The following is a 20,049-nucleotide window of genomic DNA, read 5'->3' on the forward strand; positions in this document are numbered from 1 at the left end:
AGCTCCTTCGAATTAAGTTACATTCATTGTTGCACGAAGCCACTTATAAATGAAATATATAATTGATATAGAAGTTATAGGTATAGACTATAGGGGGGTAGTTTATTATATGGTTCCAAGACTACCGGATGGAGACCTTATACGTCTTCAGCCAATGGTTAACCTGAGCCAGATAAGCAAATAATTGAGGACCCGACATCAACTGCCCGAACCAGGGAAGATTGGAGGAGGCTTCCGTGGAGGAAGCAATTTCGCGAATTTTGTCCTGGTTGATCAGGGGAAGAATAGGAGACGTACTATCATCCAGTATATTCAGCACCTGCTGTCTCACCACATTCAGATAGGCAGGGTTATGGGTCTTGGGATAAGGGCTTTTTTTCCGGTAGAGCACGTCATCTGGCAGAACTCCTTCAAGTGCTTTGCGAAGAATTCCCTTCTCGCGGTCTCCAGCGGTCTTGATCTCCCAAGGGATATTCCACACATACTGAACAAGCCTATGATCGCAAAAAGGTACACGCACCTCCAGCCCTGCAGCCATACTCATTCTGTCTTTTCGATCCAGCAGCGTCGGCATGAAGCGGGTAATATTCATATACGACATGATCCGCATTTGGGCTTCTTTTCCCGTCTCTCCCTGCAGCCTTGGAACTTCATTCACCGCATCCTGGTAGCGATCCTGGATATATTCCTGCGGAGAGACCCATTCCCGGATCTCGGGTGCCAGCAGCTCAGAGCGAAGCCCCGTCGCCACAGACCAAGGGAAAGTGCCCGAGTTCAGCAGTTCATCCCGGTGGAACCAAGGATATCCCCCAAAAATCTCATCCGCCGCTTCCCCGGATATCGCAACCGTTGCGTCCTTCTTAATCTCCCGGCTGAATAAGTAGAGTGAGGAGTCCACATCCGCCATCCCTGGCAGATCTCTCGCCTCTGTCGAGGCATCCAGTGCTTCGGCGAGCTCGGGAGTATCAAAGCGGATCCAGTGATGTTCAGTGCCGAGCTCGGCAATCATTCGCTCTATCCAGGGGGCATCAGCGCCTGGCTGGTAACTATGGGCCTTGAAATATTTATCGTTGTCTACATAATCGACGGAATAAGTATGAACCTGGCCCTGCCCGCTTCTCTTGTAGTAATCCACGGCCAAGGCAGTCAGCGCACTGGAGTCGAGTCCCCCGGACAATAGGGTGCAGACAGGAACGTCGGAGAGAAGCTGCCGTTCAACCGTATCCTGCAGGAGCTCTCTCACCTTGGCGGCGGTCTGGGCCTCATTATCCTCATGTGTATACGACTCAAGCTTCCAGTAGGTGTAAATTCTCAGGCCGCTGCGGCTGTAGATCATGGCATGCCCCGGACGCAGCTCCTGCAACTGCGTATAAACCCCGTGACCCGGAGTTCTGGCCGGACCGAGGATGAATATTTCAGCAAGTCCTTCAGCCCCTACAACGGGATCAACTTTAGGATGCTCCAGAATAGCCTTGGGCTCAGAACCGAAGACGAGTGTGCCATCCCGGTCGCTGTAGAACAAAGGCTTGACGCCAAGCCGGTCCCTTGCAAAAAAAACATGCTCCCGCATACTGTCCCAGATCGCGAAAGCAAAGATCCCGTTAAGCTTATGAACGGAGTCCGGTCCCCACTCGATATAGGCCTGCAGCAGCACTTCCGTATCACACTGCGTTCGGAATTTGTAACCTCTGTGCTTTAATTCTTCTCTTAGCTCAGGCGCGTTATATATTTCCCCGTTGTAGACAACGGTATATACATGATCGTCGTCCTGGATGACCATGGGCTGTGCTCCGTTAGCAGGGTCCATGACACTGAGCCTTCGGTGTCCGAATGCACAAGGGCCGGATATCCAGGTACCGCGGGCATCGGGTCCTCTTTTCCCCAATGTCTCGGTCATGGTAAGCAGTAAGGCAGATTCGGAAGTCAGGTCTCGGTTCCACTCGATAAAACCGGTAATTCCGCACATATATGGATTCATCCTCTCTCTTCGTTACTCTAAATATGCGGTTCGTGCCGCCGGTGATACAAATTATGCCGAACCTAGGCATAAAATGTCTGTCCTTTATGGAAAACTATGCTTTGGAAAGAATGGAAAGGAGGATGTTCATGAAAAAGACTTTTTATGTATCGGTTCAGGGCCGTTCGGTACTTGAAGACCCCGGGGCAGCTGCTTACGAGTGGGTTATAGAAGCTGCACCGGAGGAAGCAGAAGAGCTTGGGCGTATCTTATCTTCAAGTGCCGAGGCTGATGAAGACGAATTCATGGATTTCGTGTTTCCTTGGCCAGATACTCCAGAACATGGACGTCACGCAGAATATTCAGAACGAATGAATCGGGTATATCAGACGATTTACCGGCTCGGCACAGCGGAGACCCGAAGTCAGATGGCCATTTCCAATCTAATTCATGCATGATATTAATGTTAAAAAAGGAGCGCTCAGCATGTATTCCATTAAAGACGCGAAGGTGGCAAGAGCCACGGAACATAATGGCACGGCTTGTGTGGAGATTGAAGTAACTCCGGAGGCGTCAGAAGCCCCTGGATTGCTTGTTTATGTGGCCCGGTCAGGGAATGGGGAGGACTTTGAGATTGTCCGCATGATTCGGAATGAATCGAACCTCGCCATAGACTGGTATAATAATAATCTGCATAATGCTTATGAGGAAATTGCCGAGGAGAATTTCGGTGATGAAGGGGTGCTGGATGCCCCGCAGCAAAGAGAGCAGTTCCGTCAAAGCCTACTCACTTCTGGAAGTATCTCGGCTCAGCTGGAGCAGATGCTCCCTAAAGGCAGCTGAGGCTGGTAGCAGCGGAGTATAGAGAAAGCCCTCCCGGTTGCGGGAGGGCTCTTAAGCTAGTACCGCTGAGGCCAATTTGCGTTAGCGAGGACGCGAATACCTTGAATGATGTTATACAGAAAGGCACAGAAATAAATAATAGCAAACACTATAACATACATGAAAATCGAGGCAATATAATGAGCTGAGAACATAAAATAAAGAAGCGGAATTGCGGCCAGTACCGGAAATACATGTGAGAAAAGAGCCCGGCCTGCGTGCCTGCGAAGGATGGCATCATCCGAGATGAACCATATGATTACAGGGAACAGGAAAGGGGCGAAGAAGATGCTAAAGTAGGATAGCGATGCCAGGATAGATCGCATATGTAGTTCACGCTCCTTAGGGTTCTTTTCTCTATATTACCCAAATTTCATAATTCCCTTTGACATTAACCCAAGATACGTTATAATAAATAACGCATCCTTTTTTCTCTTCGGGATCTTCCCTGAAGAACTACATATGTCTCAGTAGCTCAGCTGGATAGAGCAACGGCCTTCTAAGCCGTCGGTCGGGGGTTCGAATCCCTCCTGGGACGTCAAAGAAATCTCTCCTTATGGAGAGATTTTTTGCGTGCCGAGGGATGAGAACCCCAGAGTAGGGTTCGTCGGAGTAAATCCCCCCATGCCGGCTGGCAGGGGGATGAACGGAGTCTCGAGCGAAGTGAGAGTATCCCTCCTGGGACGTCAAAGAAATCTCTCCTATGGAGAGATTTTTTGCGTTCCGGGGATGAGAACCCCCAAGTGGGGTTCGTCGGAGTAAAGCCCCCCATGCCTGCTGGACGCTCTAAATTGTTTTCGCAGGCTCCTGATACCAAAACAGTGCGTAGTCGTTCATGGTAGAAGCATGGCCCAGCTGACGCAACATAGTGGAGATGTTGCCTCTGTGATACGTCCCGTGATTGACCACGTGCAGCACCATTTCCGACAAGCGGGTTTGACGGATGCCCGCGTAAGGATTGTCCAGGAGAAGGGTCTGCTCCAGATCGGTCTGGCCTGCAAGCCATCCTTCGAATTGTCCTGCTAACTCGGCAAAGTTATGGACGTATTCATCCACGGAAGCCAGAATGCTCTCATTGAGAGGTTGGCACATGTGCAGTGCCTCTGGCATGCCTGTGCCTGTCAACACCAGATACCACATCTTATCTACCGCATAAATATGGCTAAGAGCATGAGCAATGGTGGGAAAAGACGTGTTCACTTCCTGACTCAGAACAGAGGGTGGGAGCTGCTTGATTCTCCCCAGGATCGTTTGGTTGGCCCATGTGTGGTATTTAAACATTTCTACCGAATGATTCGTCATTGTGATCGTCTCCTTTTGAATGGGAATGGATTTGTATTTGGATCTGTTGTAATTATAAAAAAAGAAGTATGACAGCAGTCTGTCATACTTCTTCATAAAGTTTGAGTGTATTTCTAAGCTGCTCTCTTAAGATCCCTCGCAGAGCAGAGGGTTCCAGGACTTCGGCGCCGCTGCCAAAGCTCAGCAGAATGGACCAAAGCCAGCGCGCTTCCAGCGGCTTGTATACAGCAATTCGCATCGTCATGCTTCCATCCGCATTAAAGTGCTTATCTACATGGTGAAACTGATCCATCACTTCGGCCATAGCTTCAGGCTTCACCCGAATCACCACGTCCTCCACCTGATCCTGCCATGCCGAGTATGAATCCCCGTCCTCTTGCGGTATCTCTTGATGGGGCTGAAAGTTATCTTGGGACAGCGACAAGTTCATCATCCGCGATAACCGGAACTCCCGATAATCCCGCCTTGTTTGGCAGTAACCATATACATACCAGTTGCTGTATTTAAAATGAAGCCTTACTGGTTCCATATCACGGGTCGTGCGTTCATTTTGTCCATTGATGTAATCAAAACGAATGACATTCCGCTGCATAATGGCTGTGCGTAATAGTGGAAGTACGTCTGGACTAATCCTGTGGGTTGCCAAGTCCACAGATAGACTGGGGGTTTCATAATCGGGTCCAATCGTTTGCAGTCGTTCAATGGTTCCTTTCACACGCTCGTCATCAAATACGGAGGAGAGGCTGCTTAGCACGGTGATCAGGGAATAGACATCGTAGGAACCGAGTAAACTTCGGTCCATTTTGTAACCGTCCATCATGCCATATCCGCCATGGATCCCCTGATGCGATATGACCGGGAACCCCGCTGCACAGATCACTTCGATATCCCGGTAAATGGTTCTTTGGGAGACTTGGAACTCCTCAGCCAGCATGGAAGCTGACAAAACTTCGTGATTCAGCAGCTTGTAGATCATAGCGATCAATCGTTCTAATTTCATCATCCTATCCCCATTCATCCCGATCAATATGAACCTCTCTTATGGAGAGGTTGTGTGCGTGCCCGTTACGACGAAGCTGAAGCGGGCTCCGCCAAGCGGAGACCTTCCGCACACCATCCGGGCTCCCATCCGTTCCGCGATTTGATAACAAATGGCCAGTCCCAGGCCTGTTACGCCCTGCTGGCCCTTATAGAACCGATTGAAGATAGCTTCGTATTCTTCCTCCGGTACTCCGTCTCCGTCATCGTCGATATGAACACTCCAATTGAGCTGTTCAAGTGAGGCTTGGCTGTTAGCGGCAGGCTCAGCTTCTATCCGAATGACAACGCGGCTGTGCGCATGCCGGACAGCATTCTGCAGCAGGTTCACCAGCACCTGGAAGATCTGCTCCGCAGGCAGTGTGACATTGACCGATTCGCCAGCAACCTCAAGAGTAACCTGGTTCTCTGAAGCCGCGGGAGCGAGCAGATCTGCGGCCTGCTCCGCCATGTTCCTAAGATCTTCTTGACTCAGCGTCCAGGGGTCATCGAGCGACTCCAGCCGTGACAATTGCAGTAAGCGTTCGACCATATGAATCATTCGCCGCGCTTCCTTGCTGATCACATCCAGGCCTTGATCGACGGTGACTACCTGATCCTTGATGGCCATGGCGTAGCCTTGAATCGACATCAGCGGTGTTCTTAGTTCATGTGAGACATTCTGCAGGAATTCGATTTGGTAGACCTGATGCCGATCGATTCGCTGAGACATTTCCTGAAAAGTAGCGATAAGCTCGCCGATTTCCGTCCCATCCGCTGTAGGCAGCACCGGATTATGAGGCCGATAGGGCTCATATTGGCTTACCGCCTCGGTCAGTTTTTTTAATGGACGTGTGGTTTTCCACACAACAAGTAGGCCGATCGCCAGGACGAATAGAAAGCTGCCCAGAATGGCGTAGATGGTGGTGCTCAGCAGCTGCCCGACAATTGCCCGGAGGGAAGAAAGGGGCGCGAATACGACGATCTGAAGGGAGGGCTCCCCTTCGAGCTTTTTGGTGGCATAGAGCATCTCCCTGTTGTCGAGCACCACCACACCATCTTCCTCCAGAAAAGGAACGTGTAGCTGGGCATTGATTTTCCTCGGGTCACTCGCCGCAATAATGACATGTTTATCATTCAAAATCAAGAAATCTGCATCATACAGCCGATCCTTGAACCTCAGCTTTAAGTCCTTGTCATCAATGTCCGAGATATCTCCATCGTTAAGAATCCGTACGGCCTTGTCGATCTGGCTGTGCAGCTCGGTCTTGGCCTGGTCCACCGTAAGGCTGTGAATCAGCCTGACAAACAGAAATACCGTGATGCCCACGGTGATGAACATCCCGGCAATCAAAGAGAGCAGCACCCGGCCCCTAAGTGTTCTCATCCCGTTTTTACCAGGGCTTTATAGCCATATCCCCATAAGGTATCAATCTGGAATGAGGCTGCGTGCTCGGAAAGCTTCTTCCGAAGTCTCTTGACCAGATCATCAACCACTCTTACGTCCCCGAGATAATCAAAATGCCAGACCTGCTGGATGAGCTGTTCGCGGGTAAAGGGCCTTTCCAGATGTTTTGCGAAAAATACCAGCAGTTCATATTCCCGGGAGGTGAGCACCAGATCGGTCTCTTCCACGGCTACTTTACGGAACTCCTCATTCACCTTTAAATTCCCGGCCTGAATGACTTTGGAGGGTGCCCCGGTATCCTGATCCTGTCCCAGCCGGACAAGGCGAAGCATGGATTTCACCCGGCCCACAAGCTCCCTGGGGTTGAAGGGCTTGGTGAGGAAGTCGTTACAGCCCAGTTCCAGTCCGATAATCCGGTCCATTTCATCCCCGCGGGCGGAGATCATAATGATAGGCATTTCCGTAAAAGTCCGCAGCTCGGTCAGCAGAGTTAATCCGTTAATGCCCGGCATCATAATATCCAAGACCAGAAAATCCGGCTTCTGCATGCGCACTTCCTCAACTAAGTGCTGTCCGTCCGGATATTCCGTAACATGAAAATCCTCTTTGCGCAGATACTCAGAGATCAGCCGCAGAATGGAAGGATCATCATCGACCACGAAAATGCTTGTCATCGCCTAACTCCTCCTCTCCCAGAATGTACTAGACTCTTGTTATAATCTACCAAAAGCAAGCAAAAACGGGAAGGCTTTAAGCCTTCCCGTCTCTAGCTCAGCCTATTTTTTTGTAGTTTTCTTGGCGATTGATTTCTTATGGGTAGTGTGCTTGGCTGATGCTGTTCTATGATGAACTTTCTTTACATGCTTGTGGTGCTTCTTGTGAGTGACCTTGGCTGTTTTCGCCTTTTTCACAACCGCCTTTTGGGTTGTCTTCTTCACGGCTTTCTTCACAGCAGGTTTGGCAGCTGACTTAGTCTTGACGAGCGATTTGGCTGAAGCGGTTACTGCCGCCTTGGCCGCAGGCTTGATGGCTGGAGATTTAGCCGGACTGGCCATCGCACTCGCCCCGCCTCCAACCAAACTAACAACCGTTAATAGAGCTACCAGATTCTTTTTCCAATTCAACATGGGTCTCACCTCTTTCTAAGATTAATCTTATCTTAGCAAGGCCTGGTGAGAGGCCCGTGTGAGAATTGTGAGAAAAGTATATGAATTAGCGTGCCTATCTGGCGGCCAGACCGTGAAGTATGAACTGAATCGTCTGCTCAATCTCCTTCTCTTCATCCCACGGAAGCTCGGGTGCTAGGAGGAGGTGAAAGGCAAACAGACCGACAGCGGAGGAGACGGTAAAGCGGATCGCCGCGAGAGTAGGCACTTCCACCAGTTCCCCTTTGTCTTGAAAATGCTTCACCATCTCCTGGAAACGACCGAAAACTTTGACGCCGATGTGCTCTATGAATTGCTCCTTCAAGGCAGGCTGAAACGGAATCTCCTGAAGCATAATTTTGATAATCTTGAGATGCCTGCGGGCAAAGGATAGGCGATTCATCAGGACCGCTCTCAGGAAAGCCTCGAAGGTTGGATAATCCTTCTCCAGCACCTCATTGAAGTTATTAAGAATGAAGGGGGCAAGCAGCTTGCCCATCATGGGAGTCACGATGGAGAGCAGCAGATCCTTCTTCGTCTTGTAGTGACGGAAGATCGTTCCTTCTGCAACCCCGGCCATCTGTGCTATTTCACTGGTTGAGGCAGCGGCATATCCCTTTTGCGAAAAGACTTCAACAGCCGCCTCGATAATTTTCAACTGTTTCTCAGTTACTTTCCGGCCCTCTGTGTGAAGCAGATCTTCCAGCCATGGTTCAAGCGGTTCTTGTTGCTGCGGCATAAGGTCAACCTCCTGGATTAGGTATAAGGATTAATCAACGTATTCTATCACATCGAACTCATGTGTTTAAATCTTGCGGTATTTGCGCAGGGCTAGAATATTAAGAAGAATGAACAAGGCGGAGAAGCCGGCGAGCACATAGACATCCAGAGCAATCGCATCCCACCCCTGGCCCCGGATCATCACATCGCTGAGTCCCTTTGTACCATAAGTAAGCGGCATGATGACTTCCAGCTTGCGGAGCCAATCCGGAAGGGTATCCATCGGGAACAGACCCGACAGGAATAACTGCGGCACGATAATGATTGGGACGAACTGAATCATTTGCAGCTCATTGTTGGCATACGCAGAGATAAGAGTCCCTAAAGTCAGGGCGCTCAAGGACATGAGCAGGGTCAGCAGAATGACCAGACCAAAGGAACCGACCATCATGATTCCGAGGACCTTAATACAGTACCACGAAATAAGAAGGGCTTGAATGATGGTGAATATCCCGAACCCGCCTACATAACCGAGTACAATTTCATACCGCTTAAGCGGAGTGGCCAGTAATCGTTCGAGGGTTCCTGTCGTTCTTTCTCTAAGGAAAGAGACACCCGCAATCAGAAATACAAAGAAGAAGATAAAGAACCCGATCAGAATAGGGCCGAACTGGTCGATGCTTGTCATATCCTCCGAGCCATGAAGATAAGTGATGACGGGCTTGATGGAAGCTGTCTTGTTCTGAAAATGTTCCGACGCCTTCTGCACCACCTGAAGCACAGCACGGTTGACAGCGGGCTCGCTGCCTTCAAGCTTTACTGCGGGTATTCTGCCGTCAATGGTTATGAGTGCATCGATCGTCCGATCGTTCAGCGCTGCCTCAGCCGGGGCCTTCTCATCATATTTGATGATATTAGCTCCCTCTGCCTGAAGGCTGGATGACAATAGAGTTGGAGGATTCAGCAGACCCAGCGTGGGCTTGTAGTCCTTCCCGTTAAAGACAAGGTTCATCAGAGTCAGGACGAACAGGGGAGCAACTAACATCAAGGCAAGAGTCCGTTTGTCCCGGCGGAATTGTCTTAGAATTCGAATGACGATGGCGGATATCTTCATGCTTGATGACCTCCATAATATACAAATGCCTCTTCAATAGACTGGGTGCCCGTCTTGGAGATCAGCTCCCCAGGTGTATCAACCGCCAGCAGCTTGCCTTCCCGGATCATGCCCAACCGATCACATTTCTCGGCTTCATCCATGACGTGTGTGGTCAGCAGGATGGTTGTTCCTTGTTCATTTAACAATTTAAGCTCCTTCCAGATCGCCTGACGTAGCAGGGGATCGATCCCGACGGTGGGTTCATCCAGTACAAGAATGGGAGGTTGGTGAAGCAGGGCGGCAGCGAGGGACAGCCGGCGCTTCATTCCCCCGGAGTATTGATCTACCCGTTTATCTAGATGGCTCCCAAGGTCAACAATCTCGGCTACCTCCCTAATGCGCGTACGCAGGGAAGATCCTTTTAGTCCATATAGCGCACCGAAAAACTCTAGATTCTCCTTCGCGCTGAGTTCCGTATACAGGGCGTCGGACTGAGCCATATAGCCGATCTGATTCAGCATGGAGAGCTTAGGCATCTGCGTACCTTGAACATGAACCTGGCCTGTTGTAGCCTGCAGCGTTCCGGTAAAGAGTTTGACCAGCGTGGTCTTTCCGGACCCCGAGGGTCCCAGCAGACCGAAGGTCTCTGCGGGGTGAATCGCAAGCGTAATATCCTCCAGCACCGTCTTGTTCCCGAAACGCTTGCTGACCCCTGCGGCCGTAATGACATCTGAATAATCAGACATATAAACACTCCTCTGCACAAAATAATGAGTGAGCACTCACTTTTTGTTTTGAGTATATCCGACGTTCCTTAAATTGTAAATGAACAAAATCCAAGATGCCGGCTGAATCAGCAATCTTGGATTAAATTTTATATTACTGGATATAATGTAAATTTTACCCTTATAGTTACAAAAATCGTTTATAATTAAATTTATGTTCAAGTCGATTACCTATCCTAAGTTAAGAGGAGGCGATTGATATGACAATAACGCCTGTTATAGTAATGATCTTTGTATTTGTACCAACCATTGTACTCATGGTAAGCATGCCTTATTTAACAAGAGAGACGATTAGTTTTGGGGTTACAGTCAGCACTGTACAATTCCACAGTGAGCCTCTGCGCCAGATGCGGAAGTCATATGCTAGGATTAGTTCTACCGTGCATACCATCCTATTCATTATTTGTATCATCTGCCTAATATACGGTGATAAATATTCCAAGCAACAAAGTTGGATCATTATCACTTATTCACTCGCCATGGTCGTAATCTCCATAGTCATAAACATTAGCTATCATGTCAGAATGAAAAGTTTACTACCTAATCTGCCTATTGCTCCGGAAACATCAATCATCACAGTGGACACTGAATTTCGGAAAAGAAACATTGGCTTGTCTAGTCATTGGTTCCTCATTCATGGTTTAATTATTGTTTCTAGTATTGTAGCTGTACTACACAACTACGATCAGATTCCTGATCAGATTCCGATCCATTACAACAGCAGTGGGAACGTAGACGGCTATGCAGCCAAATCTTATAGAATTGTGTTTATACCTACGATAGCCCAAGTGTTCATAACACTTTTGTTGATCTTTGAGAATTGGAGTATTCGCAGAGTGAAGCAGCAGGTTCAACCCACTGATCCTAGCCGTTCCATCAGACAAGACGTAACTTTTCGCCGTGCTTGGTCATGTTTTATGATTACAGCAAGCTTCTTACTAGTTCTCTTGTTATCCGTCGTGCAACTAGACATGACATCTCTGCTTATCGACAATTTCGCTATCCCCATTGTCCTAATCATAATAGCCTTAATCACTCTATACGCCTTCTTCTTATCGTTCTGGGCTGGTCAGGGCGGAAGCCGCTTGGAGCCATCTGCCGATTACTCCAATGTCAGATCTGTCCATGATGATGATAAATGGCTATTAGGTATGATTTATTTCAATCGCAAGGACCCAAACTTAATCATCGAGAAAAAGTTTGGAGTCGGCTGGGGATTAAATTACGGTCACCCAGTAAGCTGGCTGATTTTGCTCGGAATTATTGTACTGTTAGTTGTGGTAACAAGGCTTGGAGGTTAGTACTCACCGGAGTATTCTAACCTTCAATAGATAAATAATTTAGCTTTCAAATTAGACGCCAACCACATTAGACAATTCATCGTGGAATATATCAACGGATAGATTGATAGTGATATTCACCTCTGCACAAAATAATGAGTGAGCACTCACTCCCCTCCCTGACTAAACCCGAACATTCCTTAAATTGTAAGTGATAAAAAAGACTGCCGTATGAAATCGGCAGTCTTCGGTTCTTAAGCCTTAGTTCACTTTAATTTTCTTGTTCCCAGCGAGTGTTCTTAACTCGGCGTTAATCTTCTCCTTCTCGTCCGCTTCAAGCATTAGAGACAGACCGTAATGGAAGAAGGGAGGTTCGATTTGGCGCTGCCAGCGGATCTGGGCATTGAAGTCGTGTTCCTCTTCGCTGAGTTTGAGACGCAGCACTCCTTTAATGGAATTCGAAGAGGCGTGAAGATCAAGCGGGGTCCGGATTTTGCAGCCCCCTTTGCTAATATCGATTAAGTCTACCTCAGCGAGCTTACTTGTGATGACCGTTCCATTAATCTCCGAAATCCGAATCCAGCAGCTCATAGGTTCTTCCATAGAGTAGCGGAAAGGTTCTTTTCTATTATTGTTGCTCATAGCCCCTCCAGAACATAGGTGTATAACGCCATTATATCTAATATTTGGATTCTATTAAACTTTATAATTTTTTATATAGGTATACCTATATGGAATGAACTATAGATTGGATATGTATAGTTCATTCCATATATATCATATTTTAAATATATTTCCTTGGTCTCGGGTCTATTCTCCTAAATTTATATATATTTTTTCAATAATTTAACAATCCGTTACACAATCCCGGAATTCTTTTAACATTCTTATACGAAAATGACCTTATAGCACTTATGTATTAGGAAAAGGGTGAGCTGATGAAGAAGGGTAAAGTATTCAGTATGTTAGTAGCTTCTGCACTGGTGACTTCCACTTTAGCAGGAACTGCAGGGGCGGCTGCTGCAAAAACAGCAACTCCGGCCAAAAAGGCTGCATCGAAACAAACAGCAGCCAAATTTAAAGTGATTAATTCAGGGCTCCAAGTAGATGGCGACAATGTGGTGCTGAAAGCCATTGAAGTGAATGGAACCAAGTTGTACTCGATCCGTGATCTGGCTGATGCACTTAACGCAGGACTGAAGCTGGAGAATGGAAGTGTGGTACTGAATGATTCTCATGGGTACCATTCTGTATCTATCAAACCTAATATTAAGAGCCTGCAGGTAGATGGAGCTACCCAAGATTTCACTGTAGCCCCTAAGCTTCAGGATGGCAATATTTATGTCGAATTGAACACAACTGTAGACGCGCTCGGTGCTGAAATTGTAGGCAGCGGCAAGATCTACAAATTAAAACGGGCTGAAGGCCAGTTCTCTACAATTGGTTTTGATGAGAACGGCAGCATTGTGGCTACCAAAGAAGATGGAGAGGCTCTGCAGGTCTTCAAACTGAGCTCTTCACTCGGGACTCCATATGAGGTGTTCTCTTCCAACGAGGGTGCTGCTACTGCGGTAATTTCTCCTGATCACAAATGGGGGGCTTTCACGAATGACAATGGCCAGTTGTTTGTCTACGATCTGGGAACCGGCTTAACGAAGCAAATCGGAACGGACAGCACGGTGAAGACGGATCTTACCTGGTCTGCTGACGGCAAGAAAGTGTACTTTATCCAAGGTGACAAGCAGGAGAAAATTTCATACATAACGGTAGACTCGGGCGTTCTTACCGAAGTCCTTGCAGATAAAGTGGAGAACAAGTCTGATCTTCAAGTCTCGAGTGATGAGAAGAAGATAGCTTATCTGGTTAACACAACAGGCGTAGCCAGTAATGATGCTGACAGCACGGAAGATTCCCTTACTATTGATTATTCCGGCGCTGGCGCTCAGGTCTACTCTTTGGATCTTACAGCCAAAGGTGCAAAGCCAGTACAGTTGACCAAAACAACGGACAACAAGCTGCTGCCTTCTTTCCTGTCGGATGGAAGTATCGTCTATGTAAGTGCAGATCCGGATGGGAAAGACGTGAACAGTGTACTGAAGAGCATTTCCGTGGATGGAACTAAAGTTACGGATTTGGTGTCGGATATTGATGTGAACCTTGATGTGGTAACAAAGGATGGCAAATTGCTGGTGGCTGGCTTGAAAGCAGATGGTTCTTCACACCTGTATGAAGTAACGGGGGGAACCAAGAAGGAGCTTTACAGCACTCCGAATGTAATAACGGAAGTTGCAGTATCCAAGGATGGAAAGATCGCTCTGATCAGCGATGGCAAGGTTGTTGTAGTTGAAGGCGGAAAAGGCACTGAGCTAACTAAATAACTATAATTTGAGAATTCGAGAGGAGTAATTCAATCATGAAATTGTTCAAAAAAATCTCTTTGGTGGCTGTAGCCGCTGCATTCGTTCTATCTTCCGCAGGTATAGGTTCTTCGGTTCAAGCTGCTGGTTCTGTATCAGGTAAAATCACGATTAATGGTTCCACTGCACTTCTTCCATTGTCCCTTCAGGCTGCAAAAGAGTTTCAAAGATTGAATCCAAAGGTGAAAATTGCCGCTTCCGGTAAAGGTTCAGTAACAGGTCCTCAAGCCGTTAAAAAAGGCATTGCCCAAATCGGAGCTTGCGACTGGGATGCGAGCACGGATGTTCCGGGATTTAAAGCCTTCGCAGGTCAAGTAGCTAACAAAGTAGCGGTAATTCCTTTTGCAACCGTAGTTAACAAAAATGTAGGCGTGGATAACTTGACTTCAGACCAGCTTAAAGGCATTTACAGCGGTAAAATCACGAACTGGAAAGAAGTTGGCGGCAGTGATGCAGATATCGTGGTCATTACTCGTGCGTTCGGTTCCGGTACACGCGTGAATTACCAAGCCAAAGCACTTGGTGGCGGAGATATCGTGAAGAAAGCGAAGAACTACAAGGAAGTTGGATCCAGCGGTGACATGAAGACAGCTGTATCAACAACTCCTAACGCCATCGGATATATCGACCTTGTGTATGTAAGCGGTGGAGACCTCAAAGCAGTTAAATTCAATGGGGTTGCTGCAAGTACGGATAATGTAATTAAAGGTACGTACAAAATTTGGTCTTATGGCTATTACATGACAAAAGGTCAACCTACTGGCGCTACTAAAGCCTTCATCGATTATGTACAAAGCAAGAAGTTTCAGGAAGGTTCATTGAAAAAGCTTAAATTCATCCCGATTTCTGCTATGAAATAAGAAGTAAGCTAGCTGCATTAGAATTCAAAATGTTACGTTAACCAGCCAGCCCCTGTTCGGGGCTGGTTGCTCTATGGGAGGAAGCAGAACGAAATGAGCACACCAGTTCATGATTTACCTGCACAGAAGGGTACTTTATTGCAGAAGCCGGTTCAACCATCCAGGTGGAAGCAGGGCCGCGGAGCACGAGTGCGGTTCACCAACGGGTTATTCAAATATTATTTCCTGTTCAGCATATTGGCACTTTGTCTGGTACTGGCCTTGGTTGTTTTTTTCATTGGCAAAACAGCCATCTTGACCTTCAAGGACATATCACTTGCCCAATTCTTTTTGTCTTTTGATTGGACCCCGGAAGAAGGTAAATTCGGAGCAGCTTCGTTCATAGTCAATACGATATCCTTAACAGCTCTAACTTTACTCTTTGCAGTTCCCATTTCGATTGGAATGGCGATTCTGATTGCTGAAATTGCCCCGAAATGGCTGAAATCCTTTATACGTCCGATTCTCGATCTGCTGGTAGGTATTCCATCCGTCGTCTACGGCTATCTTGGACTGACCGTACTAATCCCGATTATCCGCAATCTAAGCGGGGAGAATTTGGGGGACGGTCTGCTAGCAGCATCTCTGGTGCTGACGATTATGATTCTGCCTACGGTCAGCCGGATTAGTGATGACGCCATCTCGGCTGTACCCAAGAAATATCGCGAGGCGGCTTATGCTCTGGGGTCTACCCGTCTGCAGGTAATTATGAAAGTTGTGCTGCCGGCCGCTGCGAGAGGAATAGCGGCTGCCATTATTCTGGGCATGACACGTTCTATCGGAGAGACGATGGCGGTGGTTATGGTTATCGGGAACACCGCTCAGCTGGCGACATCCTTGTTCTCCCCAACTTCAGTACTGACGAGTAATATTGTGATGCAAATTTCCAACGTGGAATTTGATTCTACTTGGAACTACGCCCTTCATATGATGGCGTTCCTGCTGCTGATCATCTCTTTTGGCTTGATTATGATCATCCGTCTAATTAGCAGAAAGAGAGGAGATGTGGCATGAGCAGCTTCACACCGACACGCAAGAACAAGCGCGCACTGATCTGGGATAAGGCGGCTACGGGATCTTTTTATGTCCTCGGGGCGGCTGTCCTTCTGTTCATATTCTGGCTGCTGTATACCATTCTCAGCAAAGGCCTTCCAGGGATCAATCTACAGTTCCTGACCAAGCTGCCAGAGGAGATGGATGTGGGCGGAGGTATAGGACCTGTCCTGTTCAACTCCTTCTACATTCTTATTCTGTCTCTGATCATTTCTATCCCGATCGGGCTAGGGGCGGGGATTTACATGGCGGAATATGCACCCAAGAACAAATTTACGGAAGGGCTGCGGATATGCGTAGAGACCCTTTCCTCAGTTCCTTCCATCGTATTCGGAATGCTGGGGCTAGCTATTTTTGCCGAATATTTCGATATTGGACTTACGATTCTGGGCGGGGCGGTCAGCTTGGCGTTTCTGAATCTTCCAACCCTGGCCCGTGTCACGGAAGAAGCCGTAAGAGCTGTTCCGGTCGAACTCAAGAATGCTTCTTATGCGCTTGGAACCACTAAGTTCCAGACCATTCGTACGGTCATCCTGCCGGTATCGCTGCATGCCATTGTTACGGGGGTCTGCCTGGTTGCAGGTCGGGCCTTCGGAGAATCTGCGGTGATCATCTTGACAGCGGGTCTAAGTACATCGGGAGAAATGTGGGACTTCAGCTTGTTCTCGCCGGGCGAGACCCTTGCGGTTCATCTGTGGTATGTTCATTCTGAAGCCATCGTAGAGGATGCCCAGCAAATCGCTGACAAATCTGCAGCGGTTCTGGTATTTGTGGTTCTCTTCCTGAATTTGCTGTTCCGCGTGCCGCTTTGGTTCAATAACCGCAAGCTCAAGAAATAGGCAAAATCCACCCATAAATCAAAGAAAACACCCCTTCAAAAAAGGGGTGTTTTTGTGCGTTTACAGAAGGCCCTTGATATCAGATTCAATAGCCTCCGGTTCTGTCCGTGCGCTGTACTGCTTAATTACATTCCCTTCGCGGTCCACGAGGAATTTGACGAAGTTCCATTCAATGTCTCCTGTGTGGTAAGGGGCAGGGGTATGATCGACCAAATGTACAAATAAGGGGTGGGCGTGCTCGCCTTTAACATCAATTTTGGAGAAAAGAGGGAACGTGACCTGATAGTTAAGCTCACAGAACTGCTTGATCTGTTCTTCGGTTCCAGGCTCCTGGCCGGCAAATTGATTGGAAGGGAACCCAAGCACCACGAGTCCCTGATCCTTATAAGTCTCGTATAAAGACTGCAGCCCCTTGTAATGCGGGGTAAGTCCGCAGCCGCTGGCTGTATTTACAATAAGCAGTACCTTACCTTTGTACGATTGCAGGGTAGTCTGCTCACCGTCGATTGTGGTTACTTTGAAGTCGTAAATTGACATTTTCGAACCTCCCTGTAATAAGAAATCATCAAGGTTATTCTACATGATGGAGCACACGAAGCTCAAATAAGTGGGGCTAACTTAGCATGATTTCAGAGAGCATAGTACATGCTATGTTTGCTGAGAACATGATTAGGACAAGGGGATGTTAAGTATGAAAAGGGTAAGCTTGGCTCTCATGGTACTAGGGCTGTCAATCGCTATGTCGGGCTGTGGTCAAAGTAATAATTCATCCAAAGCGAATCAGGGACAAAATAATACTTCCGGCAAAGCCGCGCAGACGGCATTAGAGACAGTCAAGGCAAGCGGTAAGCTCAGAATTGGCACAGAAGGAACCTATGCGCCGTTTACCTTCCATGATAAAACGGGGAAATTAACTGGATTTGATGTAGAGATTGCCGAGGAGATTAGCAAGCGAATTGGAGTTCAGCCTGAATTTGTGGAATCCCAGTGGGACAGCCTTATTGCAGGACTGGATGCTAATCGCTTTGATACTGTGTTTAATGAAGTATCCATCACGGATGAGCGAAAGGCGAAATACGCCTTCTCCGATCCCTATATTGTGTCCAAAGCCGTACTGATTGTGCGGGAGGATAACACGGATATCAAGAAATTTTCCGATCTGAAAGGGAAGAAGGCAGGACAGTCTCTCACAACCAATCTCACCAAGATCGCCAAAGAGAACGGTGCCCAGATTGTAGCTATCGAAGGGTTCAATCAGGCTGTGGATCTGTTAACCTCCAATCGGATTGATGCCACGGTTAATGATCAATTGTCTTTCCTGGATCTGAAGAAGCAGAAGCCCCAAGTGCCAATTAAGGTAGTGGATACAGCAAGCGCGGCCTCCCAAAGTGCAGGCTTGTTCACTAAAGGAGCGGATGACCTCGTCACGGCCGTGAATAAAGCCCTTGCCGAAATGAAGAGCGATGGAACTTATCTGAGAATATCGCAGAAGTATTTTGGAGAAGATGTCTCGAAATAACTCGATGTTAAAAGGATGCCTGCCCCATGGATGAGCGTAAAATGCAGATTTTGATGGACTCCTTGCTACCGCTGTTGAAAGCTGCGGTAGCTTTTACCGTTCCGCTGTCTTTGATTTCATTTGCTTTGGGACTTGCTCTGGCGGTCATTACCGCCTTAATCAGGTTATCTCATTGGAGAATTCCCAGGCTTATAGCCAGGTTTTATGTCTGGATTATACGCGGAACCCCGCTGCTGCTGCAGCTGTTTATCATCTTCTTCGGACTTCCCAGTATAGGGATTATCCTCGATCCGTTCCTAGCTGCGGTGATCGGGTTCTCCTTGAGTGTAGGAGCCTATGGCTCGGAAATTGTTCGGGCAGCAATACAGTCTATTCCTTCGGGGCAGTGGGAGGCGGCATACTCTATTGGTATGACCCGAATGCAGGCGCTTAGACGAATCATTTTACCTCAGGCTGCAAGGGTGTCCGTACCTCCTCTGGCGAACTCCTTCATAAGTCTGGTCAAGGATACCTCTCTTGCTGCCAGTATTACCTATGTTGAAATGTTTCGGACTGCCCAGGAAATTGTGGCGATCACTTTTGAACCCCTGCTTTTATACTCGGAAGCCGGATTGCTTTACCTGATGTTAAGTACCCTATTGTCAGGACTTCAGAATTATCTGGAGAGGCGGTTCAGCCGCTACTCCACAAGATAAGGAGATATACCATGATCAAGGTGCGCGATTTACATAAGTCTTTTGGTTCCCAAGAGGTGCTGAAGGGTGTGAACTTGAAGCTGGACAAAGGGAATGTGCTGGTCATCATTGGGCCTTCAGGTTCAGGAAAGACAACGCTGCTGCGCTGTTTCAATCTGCTAGAAAAGCCCGATCGGGGAACTCTGCAGGTGGGTGACGTGGTGCTGGAATTCAAAGAGGGGTTTACACCGAAGCAAGAACAGATCCTTAAGCTCCGCAAGCAGAGCGGAATGGTGTTTCAAGCCTATCATCTGTTCCCACATATGACTGCTTTGGAGAATGTAATGGAAGGCCTGATCACGGTACAGAAGAAGAGCAAATCGGAAGCAAGGAAGATATCGCAGGAGCTTCTGGGAAGAGTTGGACTTGAGCACAAGACCGATTCCTACCCTCAAATGCTGTCTGGAGGCCAGCAGCAGCGCATAGGCATTGCCAGGGCTATGGCTGTAAATCCTGAGGTACTCTTATTTGATGAGCCAACATCAGCTCTTGATCCCGAGCTCGTGGGTGAAGTGCTCCGTGTAATGAAAAGTCTTGCCGCGGGCGGGATGACGATGATCGTCGTTACACACGAGATGAAATTTGCCGCCGAGGTAGCTGACCAGATCGTCCTAATGGATGGCGGCCGCATTATAGAAGAGGGTTCACCTCAGGAAGTATTCCATCGTCCGAAAAGTCCGCGGGCTGCTCAGTTTCTGAACATTTTGACAGAAAACAAATAGGTAAAAGCAAAAAACTCTCCATTTGGAGAGTTTTCTTTGTCGTCCCAGTCGGGATACTCTCGCAACGCTCGAGACTCCATTCATCCCCCAGCCAACCGGCATGGGGGCTTCACTACGACGAACCCCACATGGGGTTCTCATCCTCAGGACGCAAAAAATCTCTCCCAAAGGAGAGATTTTTGATGACGTCCCAGGAGGGATACTCTCGCAACGCTCGAGACTTCGTTCATCCCCCAGCCAACCGGCAAGGGGGGCTTCACTACGACGAACCCCC

At 48.0% G+C, this 20,049-nt stretch carries 22 protein-coding genes and 1 tRNA gene; 11 read left to right on the plus strand and 12 right to left on the minus strand.

Annotation, left to right across the window (positions count from 1 at the left end):
• Window positions 1-121 precede the first annotated feature (121 nt).
• Window positions 122-1,966 carry an asparagine synthase (glutamine-hydrolyzing) gene (gene asnB, locus ACEN86_RS05660; RefSeq protein WP_495634225.1) on the minus strand — a complete coding sequence of 615 codons (1,845 nt, stop codon included), beginning with the start codon at window positions 1,964-1,966 and terminating at the stop codon, window positions 122-124.
• 140 nt (window positions 1,967-2,106) lie between these two features.
• Here asnB and ACEN86_RS05665 point away from each other — a divergent pair, with 140 nt between their 5' ends.
• Together ACEN86_RS05665 and ACEN86_RS05670 are read left to right on the plus strand one after the other, a co-directional pair.
• Window positions 2,107-2,415 carry a hypothetical protein gene (locus ACEN86_RS05665; RefSeq protein ID WP_495633365.1) on the plus strand — a complete coding sequence of 103 codons (309 nt, stop codon included), beginning with the start codon at window positions 2,107-2,109 and terminating at the stop codon, window positions 2,413-2,415.
• A gap of 28 nt (window positions 2,416-2,443) precedes the next feature.
• Complete coding sequence (locus ACEN86_RS05670; RefSeq protein WP_495633366.1) at window positions 2,444-2,800, plus strand: hypothetical protein; 357 nt, start codon at window positions 2,444-2,446, stop codon at window positions 2,798-2,800.
• A gap of 56 nt (window positions 2,801-2,856) precedes the next feature.
• Here the strand turns inward: ACEN86_RS05670 and ACEN86_RS05675 are convergent, their stop codons facing one another.
• On the minus strand, window positions 2,857-3,165 hold the full coding sequence (locus ACEN86_RS05675; RefSeq protein ID WP_495633367.1) for a magnetosome magnetite crystal formation protein family: 309 nt from the start codon (window positions 3,163-3,165) through the stop codon (window positions 2,857-2,859).
• Window positions 3,166-3,303: 138 nt separating this feature from the next.
• Between ACEN86_RS05675 and ACEN86_RS05680 the strand changes: the two genes are divergently transcribed.
• Window positions 3,304-3,377, plus strand: a tRNA-Arg gene (locus ACEN86_RS05680).
• 248 nt (window positions 3,378-3,625) lie between these two features.
• On the opposite strand, the gene ACEN86_RS05685 is transcribed toward ACEN86_RS05680, so the two are convergent.
• The 8 genes from ACEN86_RS05685 to ACEN86_RS05720 form a co-directional block, all read right to left on the minus strand.
• Entirely contained in the window at window positions 3,626-4,141 is a 516-nt protein-coding gene (locus ACEN86_RS05685) for a DinB family protein (protein WP_495633368.1), read from the minus strand.
• A gap of 82 nt (window positions 4,142-4,223) precedes the next feature.
• Complete coding sequence (locus ACEN86_RS05690) at window positions 4,224-5,141, minus strand: helix-turn-helix transcriptional regulator (protein ID WP_495634226.1); 918 nt, start codon at window positions 5,139-5,141, stop codon at window positions 4,224-4,226.
• Between the two features lie 39 nt (window positions 5,142-5,180).
• Window positions 5,181-6,545, minus strand: a complete 1,365-nt coding sequence (locus tag ACEN86_RS05695; protein ID WP_495633369.1) for a sensor histidine kinase — start codon at window positions 6,543-6,545, stop codon at window positions 5,181-5,183.
• A complete protein-coding gene (locus tag ACEN86_RS05700; protein WP_495633370.1) occupies window positions 6,542-7,240 on the minus strand; it encodes a response regulator transcription factor in 699 nt (232 codons plus the stop codon). Before ACEN86_RS05700 ends, ACEN86_RS05695 begins: the two co-directional genes overlap by 4 nt.
• Before the next feature lie 102 nt (window positions 7,241-7,342).
• On the minus strand, window positions 7,343-7,693 hold the full coding sequence (locus ACEN86_RS05705) for a hypothetical protein (RefSeq protein ID WP_495633371.1): 351 nt from the start codon (window positions 7,691-7,693) through the stop codon (window positions 7,343-7,345).
• A gap of 94 nt (window positions 7,694-7,787) precedes the next feature.
• Window positions 7,788-8,450 (minus strand): TetR/AcrR family transcriptional regulator, encoded by a 663-nt coding sequence (locus tag ACEN86_RS05710; protein WP_495633372.1) that lies wholly within the window; start codon window positions 8,448-8,450, stop codon window positions 7,788-7,790.
• 66 nt (window positions 8,451-8,516) lie between these two features.
• Window positions 8,517-9,545, minus strand: coding sequence for an ABC transporter permease (locus ACEN86_RS05715; RefSeq protein ID WP_495633373.1), 1,029 nt, complete (start codon window positions 9,543-9,545; stop codon window positions 8,517-8,519).
• A complete protein-coding gene (locus ACEN86_RS05720; protein ID WP_495633374.1) occupies window positions 9,542-10,273 on the minus strand; it encodes an ABC transporter ATP-binding protein in 732 nt (243 codons plus the stop codon). The genes ACEN86_RS05715 and ACEN86_RS05720 overlap by 4 nt, the downstream gene beginning before the upstream one ends.
• 239 nt (window positions 10,274-10,512) lie before the next feature.
• On the opposite strand from ACEN86_RS05720, the gene ACEN86_RS05725 reads away from it, so the two are divergent.
• Window positions 10,513-11,613, plus strand: a complete 1,101-nt coding sequence (locus ACEN86_RS05725) for a DUF1648 domain-containing protein (protein ID WP_495633375.1) — start codon at window positions 10,513-10,515, stop codon at window positions 11,611-11,613.
• Between the two features lie 240 nt (window positions 11,614-11,853).
• Here ACEN86_RS05725 and ACEN86_RS05730 read toward each other — a convergent pair whose 3' ends face one another.
• A complete protein-coding gene (locus tag ACEN86_RS05730) occupies window positions 11,854-12,234 on the minus strand; it encodes a PilZ domain-containing protein (RefSeq protein WP_495633376.1) in 381 nt (126 codons plus the stop codon).
• A gap of 296 nt (window positions 12,235-12,530) precedes the next feature.
• On the opposite strand from ACEN86_RS05730, the gene ACEN86_RS05735 reads away from it, so the two are divergent.
• From ACEN86_RS05735 to pstA, 4 genes are all read left to right on the plus strand, one after another.
• Entirely contained in the window at window positions 12,531-13,970 is a 1,440-nt protein-coding gene (locus ACEN86_RS05735) for a stalk domain-containing protein (RefSeq protein WP_495633377.1), read from the plus strand.
• Between the two features lie 35 nt (window positions 13,971-14,005).
• The gene (locus ACEN86_RS05740) at window positions 14,006-14,869 is read left to right on the plus strand and encodes a phosphate ABC transporter substrate-binding protein (protein WP_495633378.1); all 864 of its coding nucleotides are present in this window, start codon (window positions 14,006-14,008) and stop codon (window positions 14,867-14,869) included.
• 93 nt (window positions 14,870-14,962) lie between these two features.
• Window positions 14,963-15,922: a phosphate ABC transporter permease subunit PstC gene (pstC, locus tag ACEN86_RS05745; protein WP_495633379.1), complete on the plus strand. Its 960-nt coding sequence runs from the start codon at window positions 14,963-14,965 to the stop codon at window positions 15,920-15,922.
• Complete coding sequence (gene pstA, locus ACEN86_RS05750) at window positions 15,919-16,800, plus strand: phosphate ABC transporter permease PstA (protein ID WP_495633380.1); 882 nt, start codon at window positions 15,919-15,921, stop codon at window positions 16,798-16,800. Before pstC ends, pstA begins: the two co-directional genes overlap by 4 nt.
• A 60-nt stretch (window positions 16,801-16,860) precedes the next feature.
• On the opposite strand, the gene ACEN86_RS05755 is transcribed toward pstA, so the two are convergent.
• A complete protein-coding gene (locus ACEN86_RS05755; RefSeq protein WP_495633381.1) occupies window positions 16,861-17,337 on the minus strand; it encodes a glutathione peroxidase in 477 nt (158 codons plus the stop codon).
• Between the two features lie 202 nt (window positions 17,338-17,539).
• Between ACEN86_RS05755 and ACEN86_RS05760 the strand changes: the two genes are divergently transcribed.
• From ACEN86_RS05760 to ACEN86_RS05770, 3 genes are read left to right on the plus strand one after another with little or no spacing between them, the layout of a single operon-like run.
• A complete protein-coding gene (locus tag ACEN86_RS05760; protein WP_495634227.1) occupies window positions 17,540-18,319 on the plus strand; it encodes an amino acid ABC transporter substrate-binding protein in 780 nt (259 codons plus the stop codon).
• A 26-nt stretch (window positions 18,320-18,345) separates the two neighbouring features.
• Window positions 18,346-19,014 (plus strand): amino acid ABC transporter permease, encoded by a 669-nt coding sequence (locus ACEN86_RS05765; RefSeq protein WP_495633382.1) that lies wholly within the window; start codon window positions 18,346-18,348, stop codon window positions 19,012-19,014.
• Between the two features lie 11 nt (window positions 19,015-19,025).
• A complete protein-coding gene (locus ACEN86_RS05770; protein ID WP_495633383.1) occupies window positions 19,026-19,775 on the plus strand; it encodes an amino acid ABC transporter ATP-binding protein in 750 nt (249 codons plus the stop codon).
• The last annotated feature ends 274 nt before the right edge of the window (window positions 19,776-20,049 follow it).

It is taken from the genome of Paenibacillus sp. Paensp111, from assembly GCF_059492195.1.